This is a genomic window from Streptomyces sp. NPDC088706 (assembly GCF_044752765.1).
In the GTDB taxonomy this organism is placed as follows: domain Bacteria; phylum Actinomycetota; class Actinomycetes; order Streptomycetales; family Streptomycetaceae; genus Streptomyces.
Map to the genome: position 1 here is coordinate 33683 of NZ_JBIVLW010000014.1, position 20352 is coordinate 54034.

General features: G+C 70.2%; 20 protein-coding genes and 1 riboswitch. Of the genes, 5 read left to right on the forward strand and 15 right to left on the reverse strand.

What is annotated here, in order from left to right; genetic code table 11:
* Nucleotides 1–1251, reverse strand: coding sequence for a nucleotide sugar dehydrogenase (locus ACIQAK_RS25640; protein WP_366391575.1), 1251 nt, complete (start codon nt 1249–1251; stop codon nt 1–3).
* A 66-nt stretch (nt 1252–1317) separates the two neighbouring features.
* Here ACIQAK_RS25640 and ACIQAK_RS25645 point away from each other — a divergent pair, with 66 nt between their 5' ends.
* A complete protein-coding gene (locus tag ACIQAK_RS25645) occupies nt 1318–2091 on the forward strand; it encodes a glycosyltransferase family A protein (protein ID WP_366391574.1) in 774 nt (257 codons plus the stop codon).
* A gap of 83 nt (nt 2092–2174) precedes the next feature.
* Here ACIQAK_RS25645 and ACIQAK_RS25650 read toward each other — a convergent pair whose 3' ends face one another.
* A complete protein-coding gene (locus ACIQAK_RS25650; protein ID WP_366391573.1) occupies nt 2175–3035 on the reverse strand; it encodes a TauD/TfdA family dioxygenase in 861 nt (286 codons plus the stop codon).
* Between the two features lie 331 nt (nt 3036–3366).
* Complete coding sequence (locus ACIQAK_RS25655; RefSeq protein ID WP_366391572.1) at nt 3367–3636, reverse strand: hypothetical protein; 270 nt, start codon at nt 3634–3636, stop codon at nt 3367–3369.
* 163 nt (nt 3637–3799) lie between these two features.
* Between ACIQAK_RS25655 and ACIQAK_RS25660 the strand changes: the two genes are divergently transcribed.
* Nucleotides 3800–4600: a helix-turn-helix transcriptional regulator gene (locus ACIQAK_RS25660; RefSeq protein ID WP_366391571.1), complete on the forward strand. Its 801-nt coding sequence runs from the start codon at nt 3800–3802 to the stop codon at nt 4598–4600.
* Entirely contained in the window at nt 4576–4773 is a 198-nt protein-coding gene (locus tag ACIQAK_RS25665; protein WP_366391570.1) for a DUF397 domain-containing protein, read from the forward strand. The genes ACIQAK_RS25660 and ACIQAK_RS25665 overlap by 25 nt, the downstream gene beginning before the upstream one ends.
* Before the next feature lie 326 nt (nt 4774–5099).
* Here ACIQAK_RS25665 and ACIQAK_RS25670 read toward each other — a convergent pair whose 3' ends face one another.
* From ACIQAK_RS25670 to thrC, 12 genes are all read right to left on the reverse strand, one after another.
* Nucleotides 5100–6383, reverse strand: a complete 1284-nt coding sequence (locus tag ACIQAK_RS25670) for a mannosyltransferase family protein (protein ID WP_366391569.1) — start codon at nt 6381–6383, stop codon at nt 5100–5102.
* Nucleotides 6384–6628: 245 nt separating this feature from the next.
* The gene (locus ACIQAK_RS25675; protein ID WP_366391568.1) at nt 6629–7081 is read right to left on the reverse strand and encodes a hypothetical protein; all 453 of its coding nucleotides are present in this window, start codon (nt 7079–7081) and stop codon (nt 6629–6631) included.
* Nucleotides 7074–7574, reverse strand: a complete 501-nt coding sequence (locus ACIQAK_RS25680; RefSeq protein ID WP_366391567.1) for a SigE family RNA polymerase sigma factor — start codon at nt 7572–7574, stop codon at nt 7074–7076. Before ACIQAK_RS25680 ends, ACIQAK_RS25675 begins: the two co-directional genes overlap by 8 nt.
* A gap of 275 nt (nt 7575–7849) precedes the next feature.
* On the reverse strand, nt 7850–9652 hold the full coding sequence (locus ACIQAK_RS25685; protein ID WP_401849047.1) for an ABC transporter ATP-binding protein: 1803 nt from the start codon (nt 9650–9652) through the stop codon (nt 7850–7852).
* Nucleotides 9645–10118 carry a lasso peptide biosynthesis B2 protein gene (locus ACIQAK_RS25690; RefSeq protein WP_366391566.1) on the reverse strand — a complete coding sequence of 158 codons (474 nt, stop codon included), beginning with the start codon at nt 10116–10118 and terminating at the stop codon, nt 9645–9647. Before ACIQAK_RS25690 ends, ACIQAK_RS25685 begins: the two co-directional genes overlap by 8 nt.
* Nucleotides 10115–10366 carry a lasso peptide biosynthesis PqqD family chaperone gene (locus tag ACIQAK_RS25695; protein ID WP_366391565.1) on the reverse strand — a complete coding sequence of 84 codons (252 nt, stop codon included), beginning with the start codon at nt 10364–10366 and terminating at the stop codon, nt 10115–10117. Before ACIQAK_RS25695 ends, ACIQAK_RS25690 begins: the two co-directional genes overlap by 4 nt.
* Entirely contained in the window at nt 10363–12303 is a 1941-nt protein-coding gene (locus ACIQAK_RS25700) for an asparagine synthase-related protein (protein ID WP_366391606.1), read from the reverse strand. The genes ACIQAK_RS25695 and ACIQAK_RS25700 overlap by 4 nt, the downstream gene beginning before the upstream one ends.
* A gap of 63 nt (nt 12304–12366) precedes the next feature.
* Nucleotides 12367–12489 (reverse strand): keywimysin-related RiPP, encoded by a 123-nt coding sequence (locus ACIQAK_RS25705; protein WP_366391564.1) that lies wholly within the window; start codon nt 12487–12489, stop codon nt 12367–12369.
* A 789-nt stretch (nt 12490–13278) separates the two neighbouring features.
* Nucleotides 13279–14901 carry a chaperonin GroEL gene (groL, locus tag ACIQAK_RS25710; RefSeq protein WP_084748130.1) on the reverse strand — a complete coding sequence of 541 codons (1623 nt, stop codon included), beginning with the start codon at nt 14899–14901 and terminating at the stop codon, nt 13279–13281.
* A gap of 302 nt (nt 14902–15203) precedes the next feature.
* Nucleotides 15204–15410: a cold-shock protein gene (locus ACIQAK_RS25715; RefSeq protein WP_003967346.1), complete on the reverse strand. Its 207-nt coding sequence runs from the start codon at nt 15408–15410 to the stop codon at nt 15204–15206.
* Nucleotides 15411–15829: 419 nt separating this feature from the next.
* On the reverse strand, nt 15830–16108 hold the full coding sequence (locus tag ACIQAK_RS25720; RefSeq protein ID WP_047177981.1) for a MoaD/ThiS family protein: 279 nt from the start codon (nt 16106–16108) through the stop codon (nt 15830–15832).
* Nucleotides 16109–16176: 68 nt separating this feature from the next.
* On the reverse strand, nt 16177–17499 hold the full coding sequence (thrC, locus tag ACIQAK_RS25725; RefSeq protein WP_366391563.1) for a threonine synthase: 1323 nt from the start codon (nt 17497–17499) through the stop codon (nt 16177–16179).
* Nucleotides 17500–17517: 18 nt separating this feature from the next.
* Nucleotides 17518–17645: riboswitch (SAM riboswitch) on the reverse strand.
* 164 nt (nt 17646–17809) lie between these two features.
* Here thrC and ACIQAK_RS25730 point away from each other — a divergent pair.
* Entirely contained in the window at nt 17810–18760 is a 951-nt protein-coding gene (locus ACIQAK_RS25730) for a glucosyl-3-phosphoglycerate synthase (RefSeq protein ID WP_366391562.1), read from the forward strand.
* A 189-nt stretch (nt 18761–18949) separates the two neighbouring features.
* Nucleotides 18950–20350, forward strand: coding sequence for a trehalose-6-phosphate synthase (locus tag ACIQAK_RS25735; RefSeq protein WP_366391561.1), 1401 nt, complete (start codon nt 18950–18952; stop codon nt 20348–20350).
* Nucleotides 20351–20352 lie beyond the last annotated feature (2 nt).

Below are 20352 nucleotides of genomic sequence, written 5' to 3' on the forward strand. Positions count from 1 at the left end.
CTAAAGCGTCTCGACGTTCGGCCCGGAAAGGCGGTTTCGGCAGTCGAGCACATAGGTTGCACAATTCTCGATCATCGGGAGGTCGAATCGTGGGTGGTCCATGAGAAGAACCACTGCGTCAGCGGTGGCTACCTCGTCCGGGGCGGCATCGACTCGGAGTACATTCGGCCCGGTGTCGTCCCCATCAGGGATGTTGGGTTCGGCGCCACGGACCTCCGCGCCGAGGTTGGTGAGAAGTTCGGCGACACGCGCCGAAGGGGAATTGCGAAGGTCGGTGGCGTTGTACTTGTAGGTCAGGCCGAGCAGCAGAATCCGAGATCCGCGGATGGGCATGCCGCGCTTGCCGAGCGCTTCCATGAGACGCCGGACGACGTAGTCGGGCATGTGGCGGTTGACATCGGCGGCGAGCTCTGCGAACCGGAACGGGATGCCAAGCTCCTGCTGGGCCTTCCACGAGAGGAACATCGGGTCAACGGGCAAGCAGTGCCCACCCACACCCGGCCCCGGGGTGAAGCGCATGAAGCCGAAGGGCTTGGTCGCGGCGGCGTCGATCGCCTCCCAGATGTTCACGCCGAGGGAAGCGGCCAGCATCGCCATCTCGTTGACCATGGAAATGTTCACGAACCGGAACGTGTTTTCGATCAGTTTGGCCAGCTCGGCGACCTTCGTCCCGGACACGGGCACCGTGGTCTCGAAGATGCCGTCGTAGAATTTCTTGATCACATCGAGTGACTTGGCGTCGATTCCGGATACCAGCTTCGGCGTCCCGTCGAACGACCATCGCTTGTTTCCGATCCGCTCCGGACTGAATCCGGCCAGGAAGTCCACCCCGCCCTTGAGGCCGGACACCTCTTCCAGGATCGGCAGCAGCAGCTCCTCGGTAGTGCCGGGGTAGCTCGTGGATTCCAGGACCACCGTCGCACCGGGACGAAGGCGTTCACCCAGCGTCCGGGCGCAGGACTCGACGTAGGTCAGGTCGGGCACGCCGTCCCGCAGCGGGGTGGGCACGGTGATCACCGCGATGTCGAAGCCGGCCAGCGCGGCGGCGCCGACGGTCGCGGAGTAGGCCCCGGAGTCCAGTACTGCGCGCAGGCGCGAGGAGTCCACATCCCTCATGGAGGACTGGCCGGCGGCGAGCTGCTGCACGCGGTGCGGGTCCACGTCGTAGCCGACGACACGGTGACCCACCTCTGCGGCGCGTACGGCCAGGGGGAGCCCTACGTAGCCCTGACCAGCGACGACTATCTGCATGGCAGCTCCTACTCAGTTGCGGTGCTTGAATGGACCGTTGTTCCTGACCTGGCAAGGAGAAGCGCTGTGCCCTTGGTGTCTGTCGTGATGCCCGTGTACAACTCGGCAGCCACCCTCGGCGCAGCCGTCCGATCGGTGCTGACGCAGACCCACAGCGACCTGGAGCTGCTGGTCACCGACGACCAGTCCTCCGATGCCTCCATGGACCTGCTCCGCGAGTTCGCCGAGCAGGACGAGCGCGTCCTGCCTCAGTCGGCACCCGAACGGGGCGGTGCGGGCCGTGCTCGCAACCTTGCGATCGAGAGGGCCCGAGGGGACTACATCGCCTTTCTCGACAGCGACGACATGTGGCTGCCGGGGAAGACCGAGAAGCAGCTCGCCTTCGCTGCGGAGGCCGCTGCGCCTTTGACGTTCACCTCGTACTTCAAGATGGACGCCGACTACGACGGCGAGAGCACCGACTGGGAACCGAACGGGCGGGTGATCCGTGCGCGGGCGCACGTGGACTACCGCGCGATGCTGGTCCAGGACCACATCGGTGCTCTCACCGCCATGTATGACCGCAATGTCCTGGGCGCGAGGCTGATGCCGGAGATGCGCAAGCGCCAGGACTACGCGCTGTGGCTCAGCATCATGCGGGACGGCGCGGACGCCCGCGGCCTGACTGAGCCGCTTGCGGTGTACAGGGCCCACCAGGCGGGCTCGCTGTCCTCCAACAAACTGTCGCTCGTTCCGTACAACTGGAATTTGTACCGCGAGCACGAGCATCTGTCGGTCGCGCGGTCGACGCGGGCGCTGATGGGCGCTGTGTGGCAGTCGCTGCGCAACTCGCGCATCTAGGCCCCTGTACGGGATGAAGCTCGGTGCGCGATCGTTTCCGCGAGCGCCCGACCGGGCTGGCCACCCTGTGGCCAGCCGCGTGCTCAGGGGCTGAGCCTGGAGGTGGGACACGGTGAGTCACCGGTACCGCCGACCGACTGAGCGGCCGAGCCGTCGTCGGCGCTCGCGCGCAGGAACAACTGGAGCAGCAGCCGCCGGTCGGCGACCGGGACGGTCTCCTGACCGTTCTGGAGCGCCTCCCGGCCATGCAGGGTGCAGCGCTGGTTCACCATGAGGTAGTCCCCGGGCCGGAGCATGAAGGAGACCTGACCCCGGATGAGTTCCTCGGCAAGTTCCCTGGCGGCGTCGGCGTGCGCTTGGCCGAGCTGGGACCGCTCCAGCATCTTGGCGGTGAACCGGACGAACCCCTCGCCCGGGTCGGAGCCGTCCAGGATCGGGAACGGCCTGTACTCCTCCCCCACGCCGAACAGGTCGAAGAAGATCCCGTAGTGGTAGGCCGACTCGGCCAGCAGGGCGCGGCTGTCCTGCGAAAGCCGCGCCACCGCGGCGTGGGCGTCGGAAAGGATGCTGAGGCCGCCACCGAGCGGGTCGGGGCGAACGCACAGGAGTGCGGTGAAGTCCGGAGGCAGGGTTCCGTTCACCAGGTCCATGTGGAACGCGTTGTACCCGATGCCGCTGGACTTGCCAGGATCCTTGTCGACCTTGACCCCGATGTCCTTCCAGAGGGGCCACCGCGGGAAGGGCGAGAACGGGACGCCCACCTCGGCCGCGAAGCCCGTCGCCAGCCGCAAGAACCGGTCGTCCTCGGCCCCCAGCGCCTTGATGAGGTTGCCCATGCGCAACACGGCGTATCCGCCGCCCTCTCCGGACAGCGCGCGGCGCAGCGTCGCAACGGTCTCCTCGAACTGCGGGGCGGCCGTCAGCTCGATCCGGTACCGCTCCATGGAGGACTTCGCCCAGGAACGGGCCGTCCAGTTTCCACGTCGGGAGAGAGAGGTCGATCAGAGCGGCTTCGAGTTCGCTCGGAATGTCGATGAACACGTGAAGCTTCCCTTTCCTCGTACAGATTGACGGGGCTGCTCCGGGCATCGGAAGCGGCAGGACTGGGGGCCGGGCTCTGCTCTGCCGTCCAGCCGACTTCGACCCGGGTGGCATGTGCCAAGTGAACGATTCGCATGCCGCCCGGGGCAGGAAAACGGTCCCGGCTCGCGATCTCCCGACGACGCGCTCCCCGCGCATGTACGGGGTTGCCATGAGGGCCGCGCGTGCCTCGCGTCAGGAGCCGAACGGGGTGCACGGCTGGGCAACGGGTTCCCTGACCCGCGTGTCCAGCGCGAGATTCAGCTCGTCCACGAGGTCGATCGCCCCGTCCACCTCCAGGCGGAGGCACGCGGGGCCCTGCGCGCCTCCATTGAAGGTGATCATCAGCGGGAGGTCGAAGTACGTGTCCTGCCGCTGCACGTCGATGACGCGCATGACGGGACGGGCGGGGATGCGTTCGGCCCGCCAGCTGCACTCGGGGTCGTACTTCGGAAGCGCGCTCATGGCTCTCACCTTCTGTGAAGACTTCAGTTCTTTCTGTGACGAGCATCGGTGATCCTGGCTACGCTCGGAAGGGAGTCTCTGTAGCCCTATCCCTCCAGGACACAGGGGAGTTGGAATGCCCAGACGTGCGTCCGATTCGGGCGGGGAGGCGTCCGCCCGCAAGATGCTGCACGAGACGCTGAAGCGGCTTCGGGACCGGTCCGGGAAGACGCTGGAGGAGCTGTACGAGGAGACGACGTACGACCGTTCGTACCTGCACAAGCTGGAGACGGGAGCGCGCCTGGGCTCTGAGGAGGTCATGGCGGCGCTCGACAAGGTCTATGGCACGGGCGAGCAGCTGCAACAGCTCTGGGAGCTGGCCCGTGACGACGCTTTCGGCAGCCGGTATCAGCGGTTCATGAGGCTGGAGCGGGAAGCGACGGTTCAGTATCAATACGCGAGCAGCACCATTCCGGGACTGCTCCAGACGAGGGCGTACGCGACGGAGGTCCTGGAGCACGCGCGCCCCCGGGAAGCAGCGGCGCTGCAAGAAGATGTCGATGCCCGCATGAGCCGTCAGTCCATCCTGGAAGGCGAGGACGCTCCCTACTTCCGAGCGCTGCTCGACGAAGCGGTGCTCCGCCGGGCGGCTTCGCAGCCCGCCGTATGGCTGGAACAGCTGGAGGTCCTGCTGGAGTGGCAGAAGCGGCCGAATGTGACGCTTCAGCTGCTGCCCTTCTCGGCAGGACTGCACGATCTGATGGGCGGTTCGCTGACGATCCTGTGGCTGGCCAACGGCAAGGCCGTGGCCTACCTGGAGGGCAGCAAGTCCGGTGAACTGGTTGAGGAATCAGGACGCGTCGAGGAACTGCGGTTGTCCTACGATTTGCAGCGAGACAAGGCTCTCTCTCCGGAGAAGACAACCGAGTTCATCCAGCAGCTGGTCAAGGAGATCCGAACATGCCATCGCGCCGAGCCGACCTGACATCCGTGACCTGGCGGAAATCCTCGTACAGCAACTCAGACGGCGGACAGTGCGTCGAGGTGTCCGACGACTTTGCGGGCCTCGTCCCCGTCCGTGATTCCAAGCAACCGGAGGGGCCGGCCCTCGTCTTCGGTGCCTCCGCTTGGTCGGCGTTCGTCAGCGACGTTCGCTGAGCCCTGTGGCACCCGGCGGCGCTTGAGTTCCCGAGGGTCCCGCGCGCAGGGTTCCCGCAGCCGTTGCGTGAAACGGCCCCTGCCACGAGAGGCAGGGGCCGCTCGTGCCCGCCCGGTTGTCGGGTCGCCGGTCCGGAGGGGTGCTGGGCGGTTACGCCTCGGGCTCGACAGACATCGGGAACCCTCTTATCGGCCAGCACTCTTGCGGGTCCCACATGTCCGGTTCGCACCCTTGCGGACCCGTGCGTGACATCCTCCGCAAAGCGGGGAGTCAGGGCACCAGTTCCTCTCTGCCACACCGTCCCGCGGTACGCCGCCGGGCCCCCTCACCCCGCCCACCGCCCGGTGAGGAAGGCGAGGGCCACGAGCGCGGCCAGCGGCACGGCGGCGCACAGGTACGCCGTCCTGAACCACGGACGGCGCAGGCTCAGGGCCGCCAGGCCGATCCACAGCGGCCACCACAGCAGCGTGGCGCGTGGGATGGACACGTACCAGTACGAAGTGCCCAGCGCCCACAGGCTCAGCGCCACGTACACCGCTTCCGGCCAGCGGCGGTGGCGTACCAGCAGCGCGACCAGGGCCAGGCCCACCAGCATCGCCGCCAACTCCGCCTGGAACATGGCCGCGTAGCCGGTCGTGTGCACGCCGTCGAACGCCGCGTTCCAGGTGTTCGTCCACGCCTTCCACGGGGTGTGGAAGTCCCGGTACCAGCCGCGCTCCTGTGCGTGCTTCCAGGCCATCCAGTCACCGGTGTGCGCATGCAGGTACCAGCTGTACGCGGCCGGCGGCAGCGCGGGCAGCACCAGCCAGGCCACCCCACGCCACCCCACCCCCGACCGGGCCGCGAGGGCGAACAGCACCGCGATCGCGGCCGCGAGGAACAGACCGCTGACGCGCACCGTCGTCGCCAGGGCGGTGAGTGCGCAGGCCGCCGCCCATCGATGGCGCTGGGCGGCGAGCCAGGCGGGGAGCGCGAACGCGAGGAACAGCGCCTCCGTGTAGCCGACGGCGAGGAAGATCGCGCACGGTGAGAGCAGGAAGAACAGGACCGTGCGCCGGCCGTCGCAGTCCTCGGGGACGTAGGTGCGGGCTATGCGTGCCAGCGCGAGTACGGCCACGGCGCCCGCGGCCAAGGAGATCAGCAGGCCCGCCGCCGTCCAGCTCGGGACGACGACGTGCACGGCGCGCAGGAGGAGGGGGAAGCCGGGGAAGAAGGCCTCCCGGTTGTCCCAACCGCTCGTCCAGGGGCCCGCGTCGGCGGGGAAGTAGCCGTCGCGGGCTATGTGGAGATAGTGGTTCGCGTCCCACTGCTGGAACGGGGCAAGGACCGGCCCCGCCCCCGTCACGTCGGAGCCCCGGGGAAAGAGCCACCGGGCGCCGTGGGCCGTGATCCACACCGATATGCGGGTCAGCAGGTAGAGCCAGAGCACCCTGCGGTCGGCGGGGGTGAACCAGGCCGACGCCCTGCCCAGCCGGGCCGCCCGGGGCTCGCGCGGTGCGGACCGGGCGGGCCGGGCGGGCCGGGCGGGCCGGGCGGGTCGGGTCGCCCGCGGCTCGGAGGTCTCGGGCCGTGGCCTGGCCGGCCGCAACCCGGGGGACAACGTAGACACTCAGCCACCTTTCGGACGCGCCAAGGCGTGCGGTATCGCCCGGCGTGGACGCTGGGGACGCCGGGGGACGGGAGGAACGGGGTACGGAGGTACGGGGTACGGAGGTACGGGGTACGGAGGTACGGGGTACGGAGGTACGGGGTACGGAGGTACGGGGTACGGAGGTACGGGGGTGCGGGGGTACGGGGGTACGGGAGAGTCGGGCGTACGGGGCTGGGTGCGGGGCCCGGGTCAACAGCCCGCGATCACGGCGTCGACGTCGCCCCGAGCGTCGGGTTCGAGGTCGCCGACGACGAAGCCGTCGGCGCCCCCGTCGTCGACCGGCCCCCCGGAGCGGACGTCCTGGTGAGGGAACCCGGCGTCCCCGGCATCGTGTTGCCGGGCGTGGGCGGTTCCGTCGGCGTCCCGGCGGGCGGCGGCGGCGCGGGTGACCGGTAGCTGGGCGACGGGCTCGTCGCCGGAGGCGCGGGCGTCGGCGTGACGGGGAGCAGGCCGACCGCGGCCGCCCCGCCGCCCCCGACGACCAGGCACACCCCCACCGCGAGCGCGGCCATCCGGCGCCGCTGGGCCCGCATACCGCGTTCGGTGATGCGGGCGGCGGGGTCCGCCACGGACCGGCCCTGCCCGAACTCCCCGGCCTGCCGGAACAGGGACCGCAACGGATCGCCCGGCCCCACCGGGTCCCGTGGTTCAGACATCAGGAGCCTCCTCCATGCGGGGGTCCCGCAGACGGTGGGCGAGCGCCGTCCGTCCGCGAACCAGATGCGTCTTGATCGTGCTGGTGGAAAGCCCGGTCTCACCGGCGATCTGCTCGACCGTGAGGTCGCACAGGTAGTGCAGGGTCAGGGTCCGCCGCTGCTGGGCGGGCAGCTCACGGAGCGCGTCGACGAGCACCACGTGGTCCGGGTCCGGCGGCGCGACGTGCTCCGGCACCCCGCTCCCGCGGCCCCAGGCGTCCGCCGACCGCCGCCGGAAGCGCCACCGGCTCACCGCCAGACGCCAGGCGACCGTACGGATCCACGCCTCGGGCTGCCCGTCCCGCTCCAGCCGCCCACGCCGGACCCACGCCTTGACGAACGCTTCCTGCACGACGTCCTGCGCCTCCTGGAGGTCCCCCGTCATCACGTACAACTGGCCTGTGAGACGCGCGACCGTCTGGGCGTAGAACTCTTCGAACTCCTCGACGGTCAAAAGTGGCTCCCGGATCTTTCGTTTCACCGGGTATACGCCTGCCACCGGACATCCGGTCTACATCACCGGCGGGGCATCGGAGTGATCGTCGTCACCTGCCCCGTCCGGGCGATCTCGCCGCACCGCTGCTCCCGGGGGCCCGCTCCGGCCGTCCTCCGAAGCTCAAACGACGAGATCCGAGCGCTCTTACGACTATGGCGACGCCGTCACCCTCCCTGCCCCCGTCGACCTCACCCTGGACACCGAGGAGCTGAAGAACTACGCCCGCTGACCCCTCACCGCACCTCCGCCGCCAGCTGCGTCGTCGCCAGCTCCCGGTAGAGGTCGTCCGAGGCGATCAGCTCCTCGTGCGTGCCAGCCGTGCGGACGCGGCCCTCCTCCAGGACCACGATGCGGTCGGCGTGGCGGACCGTGGAGAGGCGGTGGGCGATGACCAGCACCGTGGTCTGCTCGGCCAGTTCGAGGATGACATCGCGCAGCGCCTGCTCGTTGACCGCGTCCAGCTGCGAGGTCACCTCGTCCAGCAGGAGCAGGCGCGGGCGGCGCAACAGGGCGCGGGCGATGGCGATGCGCTGGCGTTCGCCGCCGGAGAGGGTGACGCCCCGGTGGCCGACCGCCGTGTCCAGGCCGTCCGGCAGCCGGCCGACCAACGCGTCCAGGCGGGTGCGGGCCACCGCCTCCGTCAGCCGGTCCTCCGGGGCGCCGGGGGCGGCGAAGAGGAGGTTCTCCCTCAGCGTCCCGGCCAGGACCGGGGCGTCCTGTTCCACGTACGCGAGTGAGGCCCGCAGCTCGGCCAGCGGCCAGTCCCGGATGTCCCGGCCGTCCACGGTGATCGTGCCGCCGTCGTGGTCGTAGAACCGCTCCAGCAGGCTGAACACCGTCGACTTGCCCGCCCCCGACGGGCCCACCAGCGCCACCAGCCCGCCCGTCGGCACGTCGAACGTGACGCCCTTGTGGGCGGGAGCGCGCTCGTCCCCGTACCCGAAGGTCACGTCCTGGAAGGTGACACCCAGCGGGGTGCCCTCCCCCCGCACGCCCCCGGCTCCGCCACCGGAGGGTTCGCCCGGCAGGGACTCCACCTCGTCGATCCTGCGTACGGCGGCGAGACCGCTCTGCAGGCCGGTCCAGCCTTCGACCAGGCCGCCGATCGGGCCCATCAGGTAGAAGAGGTAGAGCAGGAACGCGATCAGTGAGGAGATGTCGAGGGAGCCGGACGCCACCCTCGCGCCCCCGACGCCCAGCACGGCCAGGAAGGCCAGCTGGATCGACATCATCATCGTGACGTCGGAGACCGAGGACCACTTCGCCACCGACACGCCCCGGTCGTGCGCGTGCCGTGCCGCCTCGGCGACCGCCGCCGTCTCGCGCTCCTCCGCGCCGCTCGCCTTGACCGTACGGAACGCCTGGAGCACCCGGTCCAGTGCCGCGCCCATCGCCCCGACGGACTCCTGTGCGCGGAGCTGCGCGCGCTGAATGCGCGGCATGAGCAAGGCGGTTACGGCTCCGATACCGACGATCACCACCAGCGTCACGCCCAGCAGCGTGAGGTCCATGTACGCCATGAACGCGACCGTTCCCAGCAGCATCAGCACGCTGTTGAACGACTCGACCAGGCCGCTGGAGAGGACGGTTCGCAGGAGGGTGGTGTCGCTGGTCACCCGTGACTGGAGGTCGCCGGGGGTGAGGCGGTCCACCGCCGGGACCTTCAACCGCATGATGCGGCCCACGAGTTGATCGCGCGCCCGGAGGACCACGCCTTCGCCCGTACGAGCCATGAGGTACCGCCCGTACGCGGAGAGGCAGGCCCCGGCGAGTACCAGAGCGGTGAGCGCGACGAGCGGGGCCACGGGCGAGCGGTCGGCGGCGAACGCGTCGACCGCGTACTTGGCCATCAGCGGCATCGCGAGCCCGGCCGCGGACCCGGCGAGGGAGAGCAGGCCCGCGCGGATCAGTACGCCCCGGTGGGGGCGGACCCGGGCCAGGAGAAGGCGGAGGGGGGTGGTGCCCGAACCGCCGGGGCCCTTCGCGTGGGGCGCGTCCAGCCCGGGTGCCCTCGCCCCCTGAGCCTCTTCAGACACCCCGCCCGTCCCCGCCCCCGTCGTCCCCGCCACCGCGCTCACCCGGAACCCCCTCGCGTACCGTCACCACCATCAAAGGACGCAGATCGGCCGCTTCCGCCTGCTCGCCGACCGTACGGCCCCCCGCCTGTACCCAAGCATGCGGCGAGAACGGCGGTGCCGTCCGGACCCCCGCGCACCAGTCCGGCCAGGTCCCGGCCATCCGGCACGCCAGCGCGATGGCCACCGAGCGGGGCAGGCAGCCGTAACGGCCCGCGCAGCGGCGGCTGGTGGCGGTGACGGCCTCGTACACCTCCAGCGTCCCGTCGTACGTGGCCGGGCGCGCGCCCCGGCTGCACCGGGCCAGCACCCGGCGCAGGCGGCCCGGTTTGAGGCGGGCCAGGACGAACGCGGCGGCGATCGCGGTGCGCAGCCGCAGTCCGCCCGGGCCCGCGCCACGGCGGGGCATCGTCATCTCGGTGGTCATGGGCGCAGGATCTTCGCCTCGACGAGCTGCCGGGTCAGTTCGGCGACGTCCGCCTCGGCCTCGGCGCGCTCGACGTCGAACTCGGCGACGATCCGCTCGACGGCCGCCTCGGGGGCGAGGCCCGCCGCCAGGGTCTCGACGACGATGACGCCGGTGTCGTTCAACTGCCAGTAGGAGCCGTCCTTCTCGTCGAGCAGGACGGCTCCGTACTCGGTCGTCGTGACGGCGATGCCTTTTCTGAGCTTCACAGGGATGCCTCGCTGGTCGTGGGGGTCGACGGGGAGGGGGTGGGCCAGGCGTTCTCCGCCGTGCGCAGCCAGGTCTCCCCGGCCACGGTGGAGCTGATCGAGTGCTCGACCAGGACCGGCGAGAAGGGTTCGGCCGCCAGTCGGAGCAGCCGGCGGGCGTCGGTCAGGCCGCGTTCGGCGAGGCGGGAGCCGGTCCACAAGTCCGCCAGTTCCGGTGCGTGTTCGCGCAGGCCCTGGTGTTCGTCGGAGGACATGTGGTCCTTCGTCGTACGGGCGAGCAAGGCATCCGGCACCACCCCGCGCATCGCTTCGACGAGCAGCGGCTTGTAGCGCCAGGGGCTGATGCGCTCCTCCAGGCGTACGGCGAGGGTCGCCTCCAGGACCCGGTCGTCGTAGAAGGGCGCGGCGACCGGCAGCCCGATCGTCATGCCGATGTCCTCCATGGCCTGGAAGTGCCGCGCCCCCATCCGTACCGCGTCGATGTCCACATGCCGCCCCCGCCACGGGTCGATCGGCTCGGCGCGCTCGGCGGCGGCCCGGAACTCCTCGGTGATCAGGGCGTTGGCATGGTCCGTGAACCAGGGGCGCAGGGACTGCCGGACGCCCCAGGAGAGCAACGGGGTGCGGGTGACGGGCTGGGGTTCGGTGGTGACCGCGCCCGCGAGCCAGCGGGGGAAGGTGGAGCGGTCCAGCAGGGCCTTCAGCGTCGGCAGCAGGGGCCAGCCGAGCTGGTGGCGCAGGCCGCTGAGGTGGTTCCAGGCGGTGAGCGGGTTGCCGTGGAAGAGGTCCTGGTAGGCGTGGGGCAGGCCGAGGAAGAGTTCGTCGCCGCCGTAGCCGGTGAGGTGGTAGCGGGAGCCGGTGGCGTGGGCGCGGCGCAGGAGCAGGTGGGCGCGGGCCCGGCCGGGGGCGACGGGGAGCGGTTCGTCGTTGAGCTCGGCGGCCGTGGCGGCGAGGTCGGCGTAGAAGTAGGGGGCGTGGTCGGCGGGGATGACGTGGTGGTCCAGGGCGCTGGTTCCCGGAGCGCTCCCGTCCGCCGCCTCCACCGCTCTGCGGGCCCACGTCTCGTCCTCGCTGTAGCGGTCCCGGGCGGCCACGGTCAGCAGCGAGAGCGATGCCGGGCCGGTGGCGCGGGCGGCGAAGGTGAGGGCCGTGGAGTCCAGGCCGCCGGAGAGCTCGCAGCTGATCCGGTCCAGGCCGCCGACATGGGCCCGTACGGAGGCGGCGACGGCGTCCCCCAGCCTTCGGGCGCCCTCCGCCAGGGGGAGTTCCGGGGGCGGTGGCTCCCACCAGCGGTACGTGCGAGGGCCGGGAGCGGCGGCCGTGCCCGGTGCTGCGGCGGGCAGGGTCAGTCCGTACCCGGCCCCCGTCTCGTGCACGCCCCGCCACAGGGCGCGCCGGCTCAGGGGGTGCGGCAGGAAGTCGAGCATGCGCAGGGCGAGCGCCCCGTCGTCCAGGGGTGCGCCGGTCAGGCGGGCGAGGACGGCCGGGCGGTCGGAGGCGATGGTGCCGGCCTCCGGGTGCCGGGCGTGGTAGATCCGGCGCAGCCCGGAGGCGGTACCGCGGATCCAGGTCTCACCGGAGAGCCGGGCGACCACGTGGTGCAGGCCGGGCAGCCGGGCGAGGCGGCGCTCCAGGCCGGCCCGGTCGCGGACACGCTCCAGGAGGCCGGCGAGCACGGCCTCGGGGACGCGGTCCGGGCCGATGAGCACGAGGGCGTCGTCGCCCCGGCTGGAGTGGCTGACCTTGCGGACCAGCGGGCGGGCGACGACCCAGGGGCGGCCCGAGGGGTGGGCGACGGTGCGGGCGTCGCCCCTCGCCCCGGCGGGAGCGTCCGCCACCGCCCCGGTCGCGTCCGGTGCGGGAAGCCGCCCGGCCACCGCGTGGCCCGCCACGCTGTCCGGCAGGACGACGAAGTAGTCACGCAGCAGGCCGGGCATCTTCACCTTTCGGAAGTTCTCCCGCTGAATACCGGGAACGGGTACGGGGAGCGGCTCGGCGGATCAGACGATGCGCCGCACCCAGTACTCCTTGTACGAGCCGTAGAAGTAACCGGCGGTCTTCTTCGAAAAGTCGCCCTGCTTGAACAGCGACGGCTTCACGTAAGCCTTCTTCTGCTGCTTCATGACACCTTCCCTTCTGTGCGGTTGACGACCGTTATGCCCAACTGGCAGCTGCATAACTGGAGTTGTTCATGCGACTGGTGTTCACCAGGTGAACACCAGGGCCATCATGTCCCGCCGCCGGACCGGTACGCATGATTCCGACTTACCGCGCGAAGTTGGCCGGATAGCGTGAGCGGACGAGGCCGGTGCCGAGCCGCCCGGCCGTACGGTGAGGCACCGACCGGTCGGCATGTGCAGTCGCACACCAGTGGGGCACCACAGGGCAGTGGACTGGACCAATGGCTGTGCGCGGCGTCCGGAACCGGCAATGAGCTGCCCGGAAATCGAACGGCCTCCGGCAGAACGGGAGAACCAGCTGTCGCGCCCCCGGCAGCCTCCGCGACCGCGCTATCCCATGGTTGACTGGCGCGCCACCGGCATCGGCCTACGCGCGAGGATTGGCCCTGCCGCAGGGGGAAGGGGGCGGCAAGTAAACATTCGGCCAAGCCGACCACTCGCCGCGCCCTCCAGCCGCCCGTCCGCCCCCCCAGCCACTCGTTCGCGCACCCCGGGAACAGGCCTCGCACACCCCCACCGGCCCGGAGATCACCCCCCCACCGGCCCGGAGATCACCCCCAATGGCCCGGAGAACAAGCCCACCGGCCCGGAACACGCCCACCGACGCCCGGACACGCCACAGGGGCGGCACCTCCCGTGAAGGAGGTACCGCCCCTGTGGGACGCACTACGCGACGTACGCGGAACTTCGATCGGCCGGAGGCACCCGGCGGACCCGGGGCTCCGCGGCGGATCAGAAGTCCATGTCACCGCCCGGCATGCCGCCCGGAGCGGCCGCGCCGGCCTTCTCGGGCTTGTCGGCGATGACGGCCTCGGTGGTGAGGAAGAGCGCGGCGATGGAGGCGGCGTTCTGCAGAGCGGAGCGCGTGACCTTCGCCGGGTCGAGAATGCCCTCGGCGATCATGTCGACGTACTCGCCGGTCGCGGCGTTGAGGCCGTGACCGATCGGCAGGTTGCGGACCTTCTCCACGACGACGCCACCCTCGAGACCACCGTTGACGGCGATCTGCTTGAGCGGGGCCTCCAGCGCGAGCTTCACGGCGTTGGCGCCGGTCGCCTCGTCACCCGTGAGGTCGAGCTTGTCGAAGACGGCCGAGGCCTGGAGCAGAGCCACGCCACCACCGGCGACGATGCCCTCCTCGACGGCGGCCTTGGCGTTGCGCACCGCGTCCTCGATGCGGTGCTTGCGCTCCTTGAGCTCCACCTCGGTGGCGGCGCCGGCCTTGATGACGGCCACGCCGCCGGCCAGCTTCGCCAGGCGCTCCTGGAGCTTCTCGCGGTCGTAGTCCGAGTCGGAGTTCTCGATCTCGGCACGGATCTGGTTGACGCGACCCTGAACCTGGTCGCTGTCACCGGCACCGTCGACGATCGTGGTCTCGTCCTTGGTGATGACGACCTTGCGGGCACGGCCGAGCAGGTCCAGGCCGGCGTTCTCCAGCTTGAGACCGACCTCCTCGGAGATCACGGTGCCACCCGTGAGGATGGCGATGTCCGCGAGCATGGCCTTGCGGCGGTCGCCGAAGCCCGGGGCCTTGACGGCGACGGACTTGAACGTGCCCTTGATCTTGTTGACGACCAGGGTGGAGAGCGCCTCGCCCTCGACGTCCTCGGCGATGATCAGCAGCGGCTTGCCCGACTGCATGACCTTCTCCAGCAGCGGGATCAGGTCCTTGACGCTGCCGACCTTCGAGTTGACGATCAGGATGTACGGGTCGTCGAGCGACGCCTCCATACGCTCCATGTCGGTGGCGAAGTAGGCCGAGATGTAGCCCTTGTCGAAGCGCATACCCTCGGTGAGCTCGAGCTCCAGACCGAAGGTCTGGGACTCCTCGACGGTGATGACGCCTTCCTTGCCGACCTTGTCCATCGCCTCGGCGATCTTGGCGCCGATCTCGGTGTCGGCGGCGGAGATGGAAGCCGTCGAAGCGATCTGCTCCTTGGTCTCCACGTCCTTGGCCTGCTCCAGCAGAGCGGCGGAGACGGCCTCGACGGCCTTCTCGATGCCCCGCTTGAGGGCCATCGGGTTGGCGCCGGCGGCTACGTTGCGCAGACCCTCGCGGACGAGAGCCTGGGCGAGAACGGTGGCGGTGGTCGTACCGTCGCCGGCGACGTCGTCCGTCTTCTTGGCGACCTCCTTGACCAGCTCCGCACCGATCTTCTCGTACGGGTCCTCGAGCTCGATCTCCTTGGCGATGGAAACACCATCGTTGGTGATCGTGGGCGCGCCCCACTTCTTCTCGAGGACGACGTTACGGCCCTTGGGGCCGAGGGTGACCTTGACGGCGTCGGCGAGCTGGTTCATCCCGCGCTCGAGACCGCGCCGTGCCTCCTCGTCGAACGCGATGATCTTGGCCATGTGAAGTGGTCCTCCCGGACAGGGGTGGATTCTCCGGACCGAGAGGCGCCCGCGACGGACGGCCAGCGTGCGTGGTGGTTCCTTGCCCCACCGCGCCTGCGGGCCTCACCGGCCCGGTCCAAGTTTCTGTCACTCTCACCTGGAGAGTGCTAACGCCAATGATTAGCACTCGACCCCCGAGAGTGCAAGCGCCTCAGGCCGGTGCCCGCCATACGGTCCCGGGACGCACCTGGGGCCCGATCCCCTGATCCGGGGTCGGGCCCTAGGTGCGTGAGTAGTGACGTCGGACGGCCGCGCCGGGCTCAGCCGACGGCGAGCTTGACCATGTCGGCCTGGGGCCCCTTCTGGCCCTGCGAGATCTCGAATTCAACTCGCTGACCCTCTTCGAGGGTGCGGTACCCGTCCATCTGGATCGCGCTGTAGTGGACGAAAACATCCGCACCACCGTCGACCGCGATGAAGCCGTACCCCTTCTCCGCGTTGAACCACTTGACGGTGCCCTGAGCCATGCCTAACTCCCCTATTACTGGCCCTTGCACGGGACCGCACTTCGCGGGCCCGGGTCGGAACTCACCCTCCGACAGGAGAGGGTGCGCGGCGCCGCAGCGCGTCGACCGCGGCCGAATGTATCCGCCCAACTGCCCTCTGCAACAGGTCAATCGGACGAGAATTCTGGGCACAGACGAACGCCCGAACACGCGGGATTGCTGAGATTTACGGGCAAGTCGGGCCAGGCAAAGGCCACTTATGCCGCAAGGGGTTCACGTACTTTGGCTGCTTCTTATCGGGGCCGGGCGCATTCTCATATGCGGGCGGCACGAGCAGCGGAGGGGGCTTCCCCAACTGTACCGCGCTCAACCATGCAGAATTGCCCCCTCCGCTTTGTGTCGCGGAGGGGGCAACGGTTGTTCAGCTGAGGGCAGTCGGATCAGCAGCCGCCGGCCACGGCCGGGATGATCGAGATGCCGGCGCCGTCCGGCGTGGCCGCGTCGAGGCCGCCCTCGAAGCGCACGTCGTCGTCGTTGACGTACACGTTCACGAAGCGGCGCAGCTTGCCCTGGTCGTCCAGGACGCGGGCGGCGATGCCCGGGTGGTCCTTCTCCAGGGACTCGATGACCTCGGAGAGCTTCGCGCCCTCCGCCGGGACCTCGGCCTGGCCGCCCGTGTACGTGCGGAGGATGGTGGGGATGCGGACCTTGACGCTCATGGTGGGTGCCCTTCTTGCTTCGGACTCGGTCGCTCGGACTCGGTCGCGGTCTGCTCGGTCTCGGTGGGTCAGGCGGAGGCGAGGCCCGCGGCGCGGAACGCGTCCAGGCTCGGCTTGATGGTGGCCGTCGCCTGCGAGGTCGCGGAGACCGCGTCGAGCGTCTTTAGCCCGTCACCGGTGTTCAGGACGACGGTGGTGAGCGCCGGGTCGATCACGCCGGCCTCGATCAGCTTCTTCGTCACGCCGAGAGTCACGCCGCCCGCCGTCTCGCCGAAGATGCCCTCGGTGCGCGCCAGCAGCTTGATCGCGTCGACGACCTGCTCGTCGTTCACGTCCTCCACCGCGCCGCCGGTGCGGCGGGCGATGTCGAGGACGTACGGGCCGTCCGCCGGGTTGCCGATGGCCAGCGACTTGGCGATGGTGTTCGGCTTCTGGGGGCGGACCACGTCGTGACCGGCCTTGAAGGCGGCGGAGACCGGGGAGCAGCCCTCGGCCTGGGCGCCGAAGATCTTGTACGGCCGGTCCTCGACCAGGCCGAGCTTGATCAGCTCCTGGAACCCCTTGTCGATCTTCGTCAGCTGGGAGCCGGACGCGATCGGGATGACGATCTGGTCGGGCAGCCGCCAGCCGAGCTGCTCGCAGATCTCGTACGCCAGGGTCTTGGAGCCCTCGCCGTAGTACGGGCGCAGGTTGACGTTGACGAAGCCCCAGCCCTCGCCGAGCGGGTCGCCGATGAGCTCGGAGCAGAAGCGGTTGACGTCGTCGTAGTTGCCCTCGATGCCGACCAGCTCACCGCCGTACACCGCGGCCATGACGACCTTGCCCTGCTCCAGGTCGTGCGGGATGAACACGCAGGAGCGCAGTCCGGCGCGGGCGGCGGCGGCGCCGACGGCACCGGCCAGGTTGCCCGTGGAGGAGCAGGAGAGGGTGGTGAAACCGAAGGCGCGGGCGGCCTCGACGGCGATGGCGACGACGCGGTCCTTGAAGGAGTGCGTCGGGTTGCCGGAGTCGTCCTTGACGTACAGACCGCCGGTGACGCCCAGCTCACGGGCGAGGTTGTCGGCCTTGACCAGCTTGGTGAAACCGGGGTTGATATTGGGCTTCTCCGCGACATCGGCGGGAACCGGCAGCAGCGGGGCGTAGCGCCAGATGTTGTTCGGGCCGGCCTCGATGCGCTGACGCAGCTCTTCCGGATCGCCGACGGGCAGGTCGTACGCCACTTCCAGTGGCCCGAAACAGGACGCACAGGCGAAAAGGGGGCCGAGCTCGAAACGCTCGCCGCACTCGCGGCAGGAAAGCGCCGCGGCGGGACCGAGGTCCACGGTGGAGGCATCGACGGAAGAAGCGTCGGCAGCAGAAGTCGTGTTCCCTGCAATGGTCTGAACAGCCATGATGGCGGAGGCCCTTTCTCCTCATCTTCCTTGCAGCGCATTTCGCCGCAAGACGGAATTGGCACCTTCCCCACCGTGACCTCGCGGTCGGTAGGAGGGTTGCCGGGACTTCAACGGGCCGTTCCCTCAGTCCCTCTGGATGAGCTCTGTGGCACTGGATCTTCGATCCAGGCGTTTGTGTGACGGCGGACCCCGAGATGCGGGGGTCGTCCGCGTTGTTCAAGACTGTAACCGACGGACCGGACCGTCGAGACAGTCGTCCGAACGGCGAGATGGATCACATGCAGCGCACCAGCAAGGAGTTCAGACCGTGATCGAAGAGGTGGAACGCTGGCTGGCCAGGCGTTCCTGGTCGTCCGCCGACCGCCCGCTGGGGCGGCTCACGGACGCCCGGAGCGCCGATCCGCACCGCACCTCGGTGAGTGTCGTGCTGCCCGCGCTGAACGAGGAGGCCACGGTCGGCGCGATCGTGACGACGATCCGCCGGGAGCTGATGGAGAAGGTCCGCCTGGTCGACGAACTCGTCGTGATCAATTCCGGTTCCACCGACGCCACCGCCGCCGTCGCGCGCGCGGCGGGCGCCCGGGTGGTCCACCGGGACGCGATCCTGCCCCGCATACCCGCCCTGCCCGGCAAGGGCGAGGTGCTCTGGCGGTCACTCCTGGTGACCAGCGGCGAGATCGTCTGCTTCGTCGACGCCGACCTCAAGGACTTCTCCCCGGACTTCGTCTCGGGGACGGTCGGGCCGCTGCTCACCGACCCCGCCATGCAGTTCGTCAAGGCGATGTACGACCGTCCGCTCGACGGCAGCACGGGCCAGGGCGGCCGCGTCACTGAGCTGGTGGCACGCCCCTTGCTCAATCTGCACTGGCCGCAGCTGGCCGGCTTCGTGCAGCCGCTGGGCGGCGAGTACGCGGTGCGGCGGTCCCTGCTGGAGCGGCTGCCCTTCCCGGTCGGTTACGGAGTGGAGCTGGGGCTCCTCGTGGACGCACTGCACACCGTGGGCCTGGACGCGCTGGGCCAGGTCGACGTCGGGGTGCGGCGCCACCGCCACCAGGACGGCCAGGCGCTGGGCCGGATGGCGGCGACGATCTACCGCACGGCGCAGCTGCGGCTCTCCCGGGGCCATCTGGTGCGGCCCGAGCTGACGCAGTTCGAGCGGGGCGAGGCGGGGTTCGTGCCGCGCACCCACGCGGTGGACACCGAGGAGCGACCGCCGATGCGGGAGATCGCGGAGTACGCGAAGCGCCACGCGGCGTGAGGCGGGAGGTGCGCACGGCGTGCGGGTGGCGAGGCGGGCGGGCGTGAGGCAGGAGGTGCGCGAGGCGTGCGGGTGGCGAGGCGTGAGGCCGGTGTGGCGGACGGCGTGAGCGTGGCGCGGCGTGCGGCCGGTGAGGCGGGCGGGCGCTGAGGCGTTTGGCGGCTTCCCTTACGGGCTAGGTTCCGCTACATGGTCTCCGAGCACCCCGAACCCGCCGCCCCGTCCACCGCCCAGGTCCTCGTCGCCTCCAACCGCGGCCCGATCACGTACACGCTCGGCGAGGACGGGACACTCGACGCCAAGCGCGGCGGGGGCGGTCTGGTCTCCGGCCTGAGCGCCGTCGACGACAAACTCTGGGTCTGCGCGGCCCTCGGCGACGGCGACCGCGAGGCCGTGCGGCGCGGGGTCGGTGAGCCGGGCGTCCGGATGCTCGACATCGACGCCGAGATCCACGCCGCCGCGTACAACGGCATCGCCAACTCCGTGCTGTGGTTCGTGCACCACCTGCTCTACCAGACCCCCGTCGAGCCGGTCTTCGGCGCGGAGTTCCGCCGCCAGTGGACCTCCTACGAGACGTACAACCGGGCCTTCGCCCAGGCGCTCGCCGAGGAGGCGGGGCCCGGGGCGGCGGTGCTGGTGCAGGACTACCACCTGGCCCTGGTCCCTGGGATGCTCCGCGAGCTGCGCCCGGACCTGAAGATCGGCCACTTCTCGCACACCCCGTGGGCGCCGGTGGACTACTTCCGGCTGCTGCCCGACGACATCGGCGAGCAGTTGCTGCGCGGCATCCTCGGCGCGGACCGGGCCGCGTTCCTGACCCGGCGATGGGCGGACGCGTTCATCGGCTGCTGTACGGAGATCCTCGGCGGGACGGGCCGGACCAGGATCGGGGTGCACGGGCTCGGGGCGGACGCGGACTTCCTGCGGCGGCGCTCGCAGGAGGCGGACGTGGACGAGCGGATGGCGGCGCTGCGGGAGCAGGTGGGCGAGGGCCGGAAGACCATCGTCCGGGTGGACCGTACCGAGCTGTCCAAGAACATCGTGCGCGGCCTGCACGCGTACCGGGCCCTGCTGGAGACCCAACCGCAGTGGCGCGAGCGCGTGGTCCACGTGGCCTTCGCCTATCCCTCCCGCCAGGACCTCTCGGTCTACCGGGACTACACGGCGGCGGTCCAGACCCTGGCCACCGAGATCAACGGCGAGTTCGGCACGGACGGCTGGACGCCCGTGGTCCTCCACGTGAAGGACGACTTCGCCCGCTCGCTCGCCGCGTACCGGCTGGCCGACGTGGCCCTGGTCAACCCGATCCGCGACGGCATGAACCTGGTCGCCAAGGAGGTCCCCGTCGTCTCCGACCACGGCTGCGCACTGGTGCTGTCACGGGAGGCGGGGGCGTACGAGGAGCTGGGCGAGCACGCGATCGTGGTGAACCCGTACGACGTGGTGGGCACGGCGCAGGCGCTGCACGAGGCCCTGTCGATGAGCGCCGAGGAGCGGACCGGCCGCACCAAGCGGCTGGCCGAGGCGGCGACGGCGCTCCCGCCGCAGCAGTGGTTCCTGGACCAGCTGGAGGCGCTCCGGCAGGAGTGAGG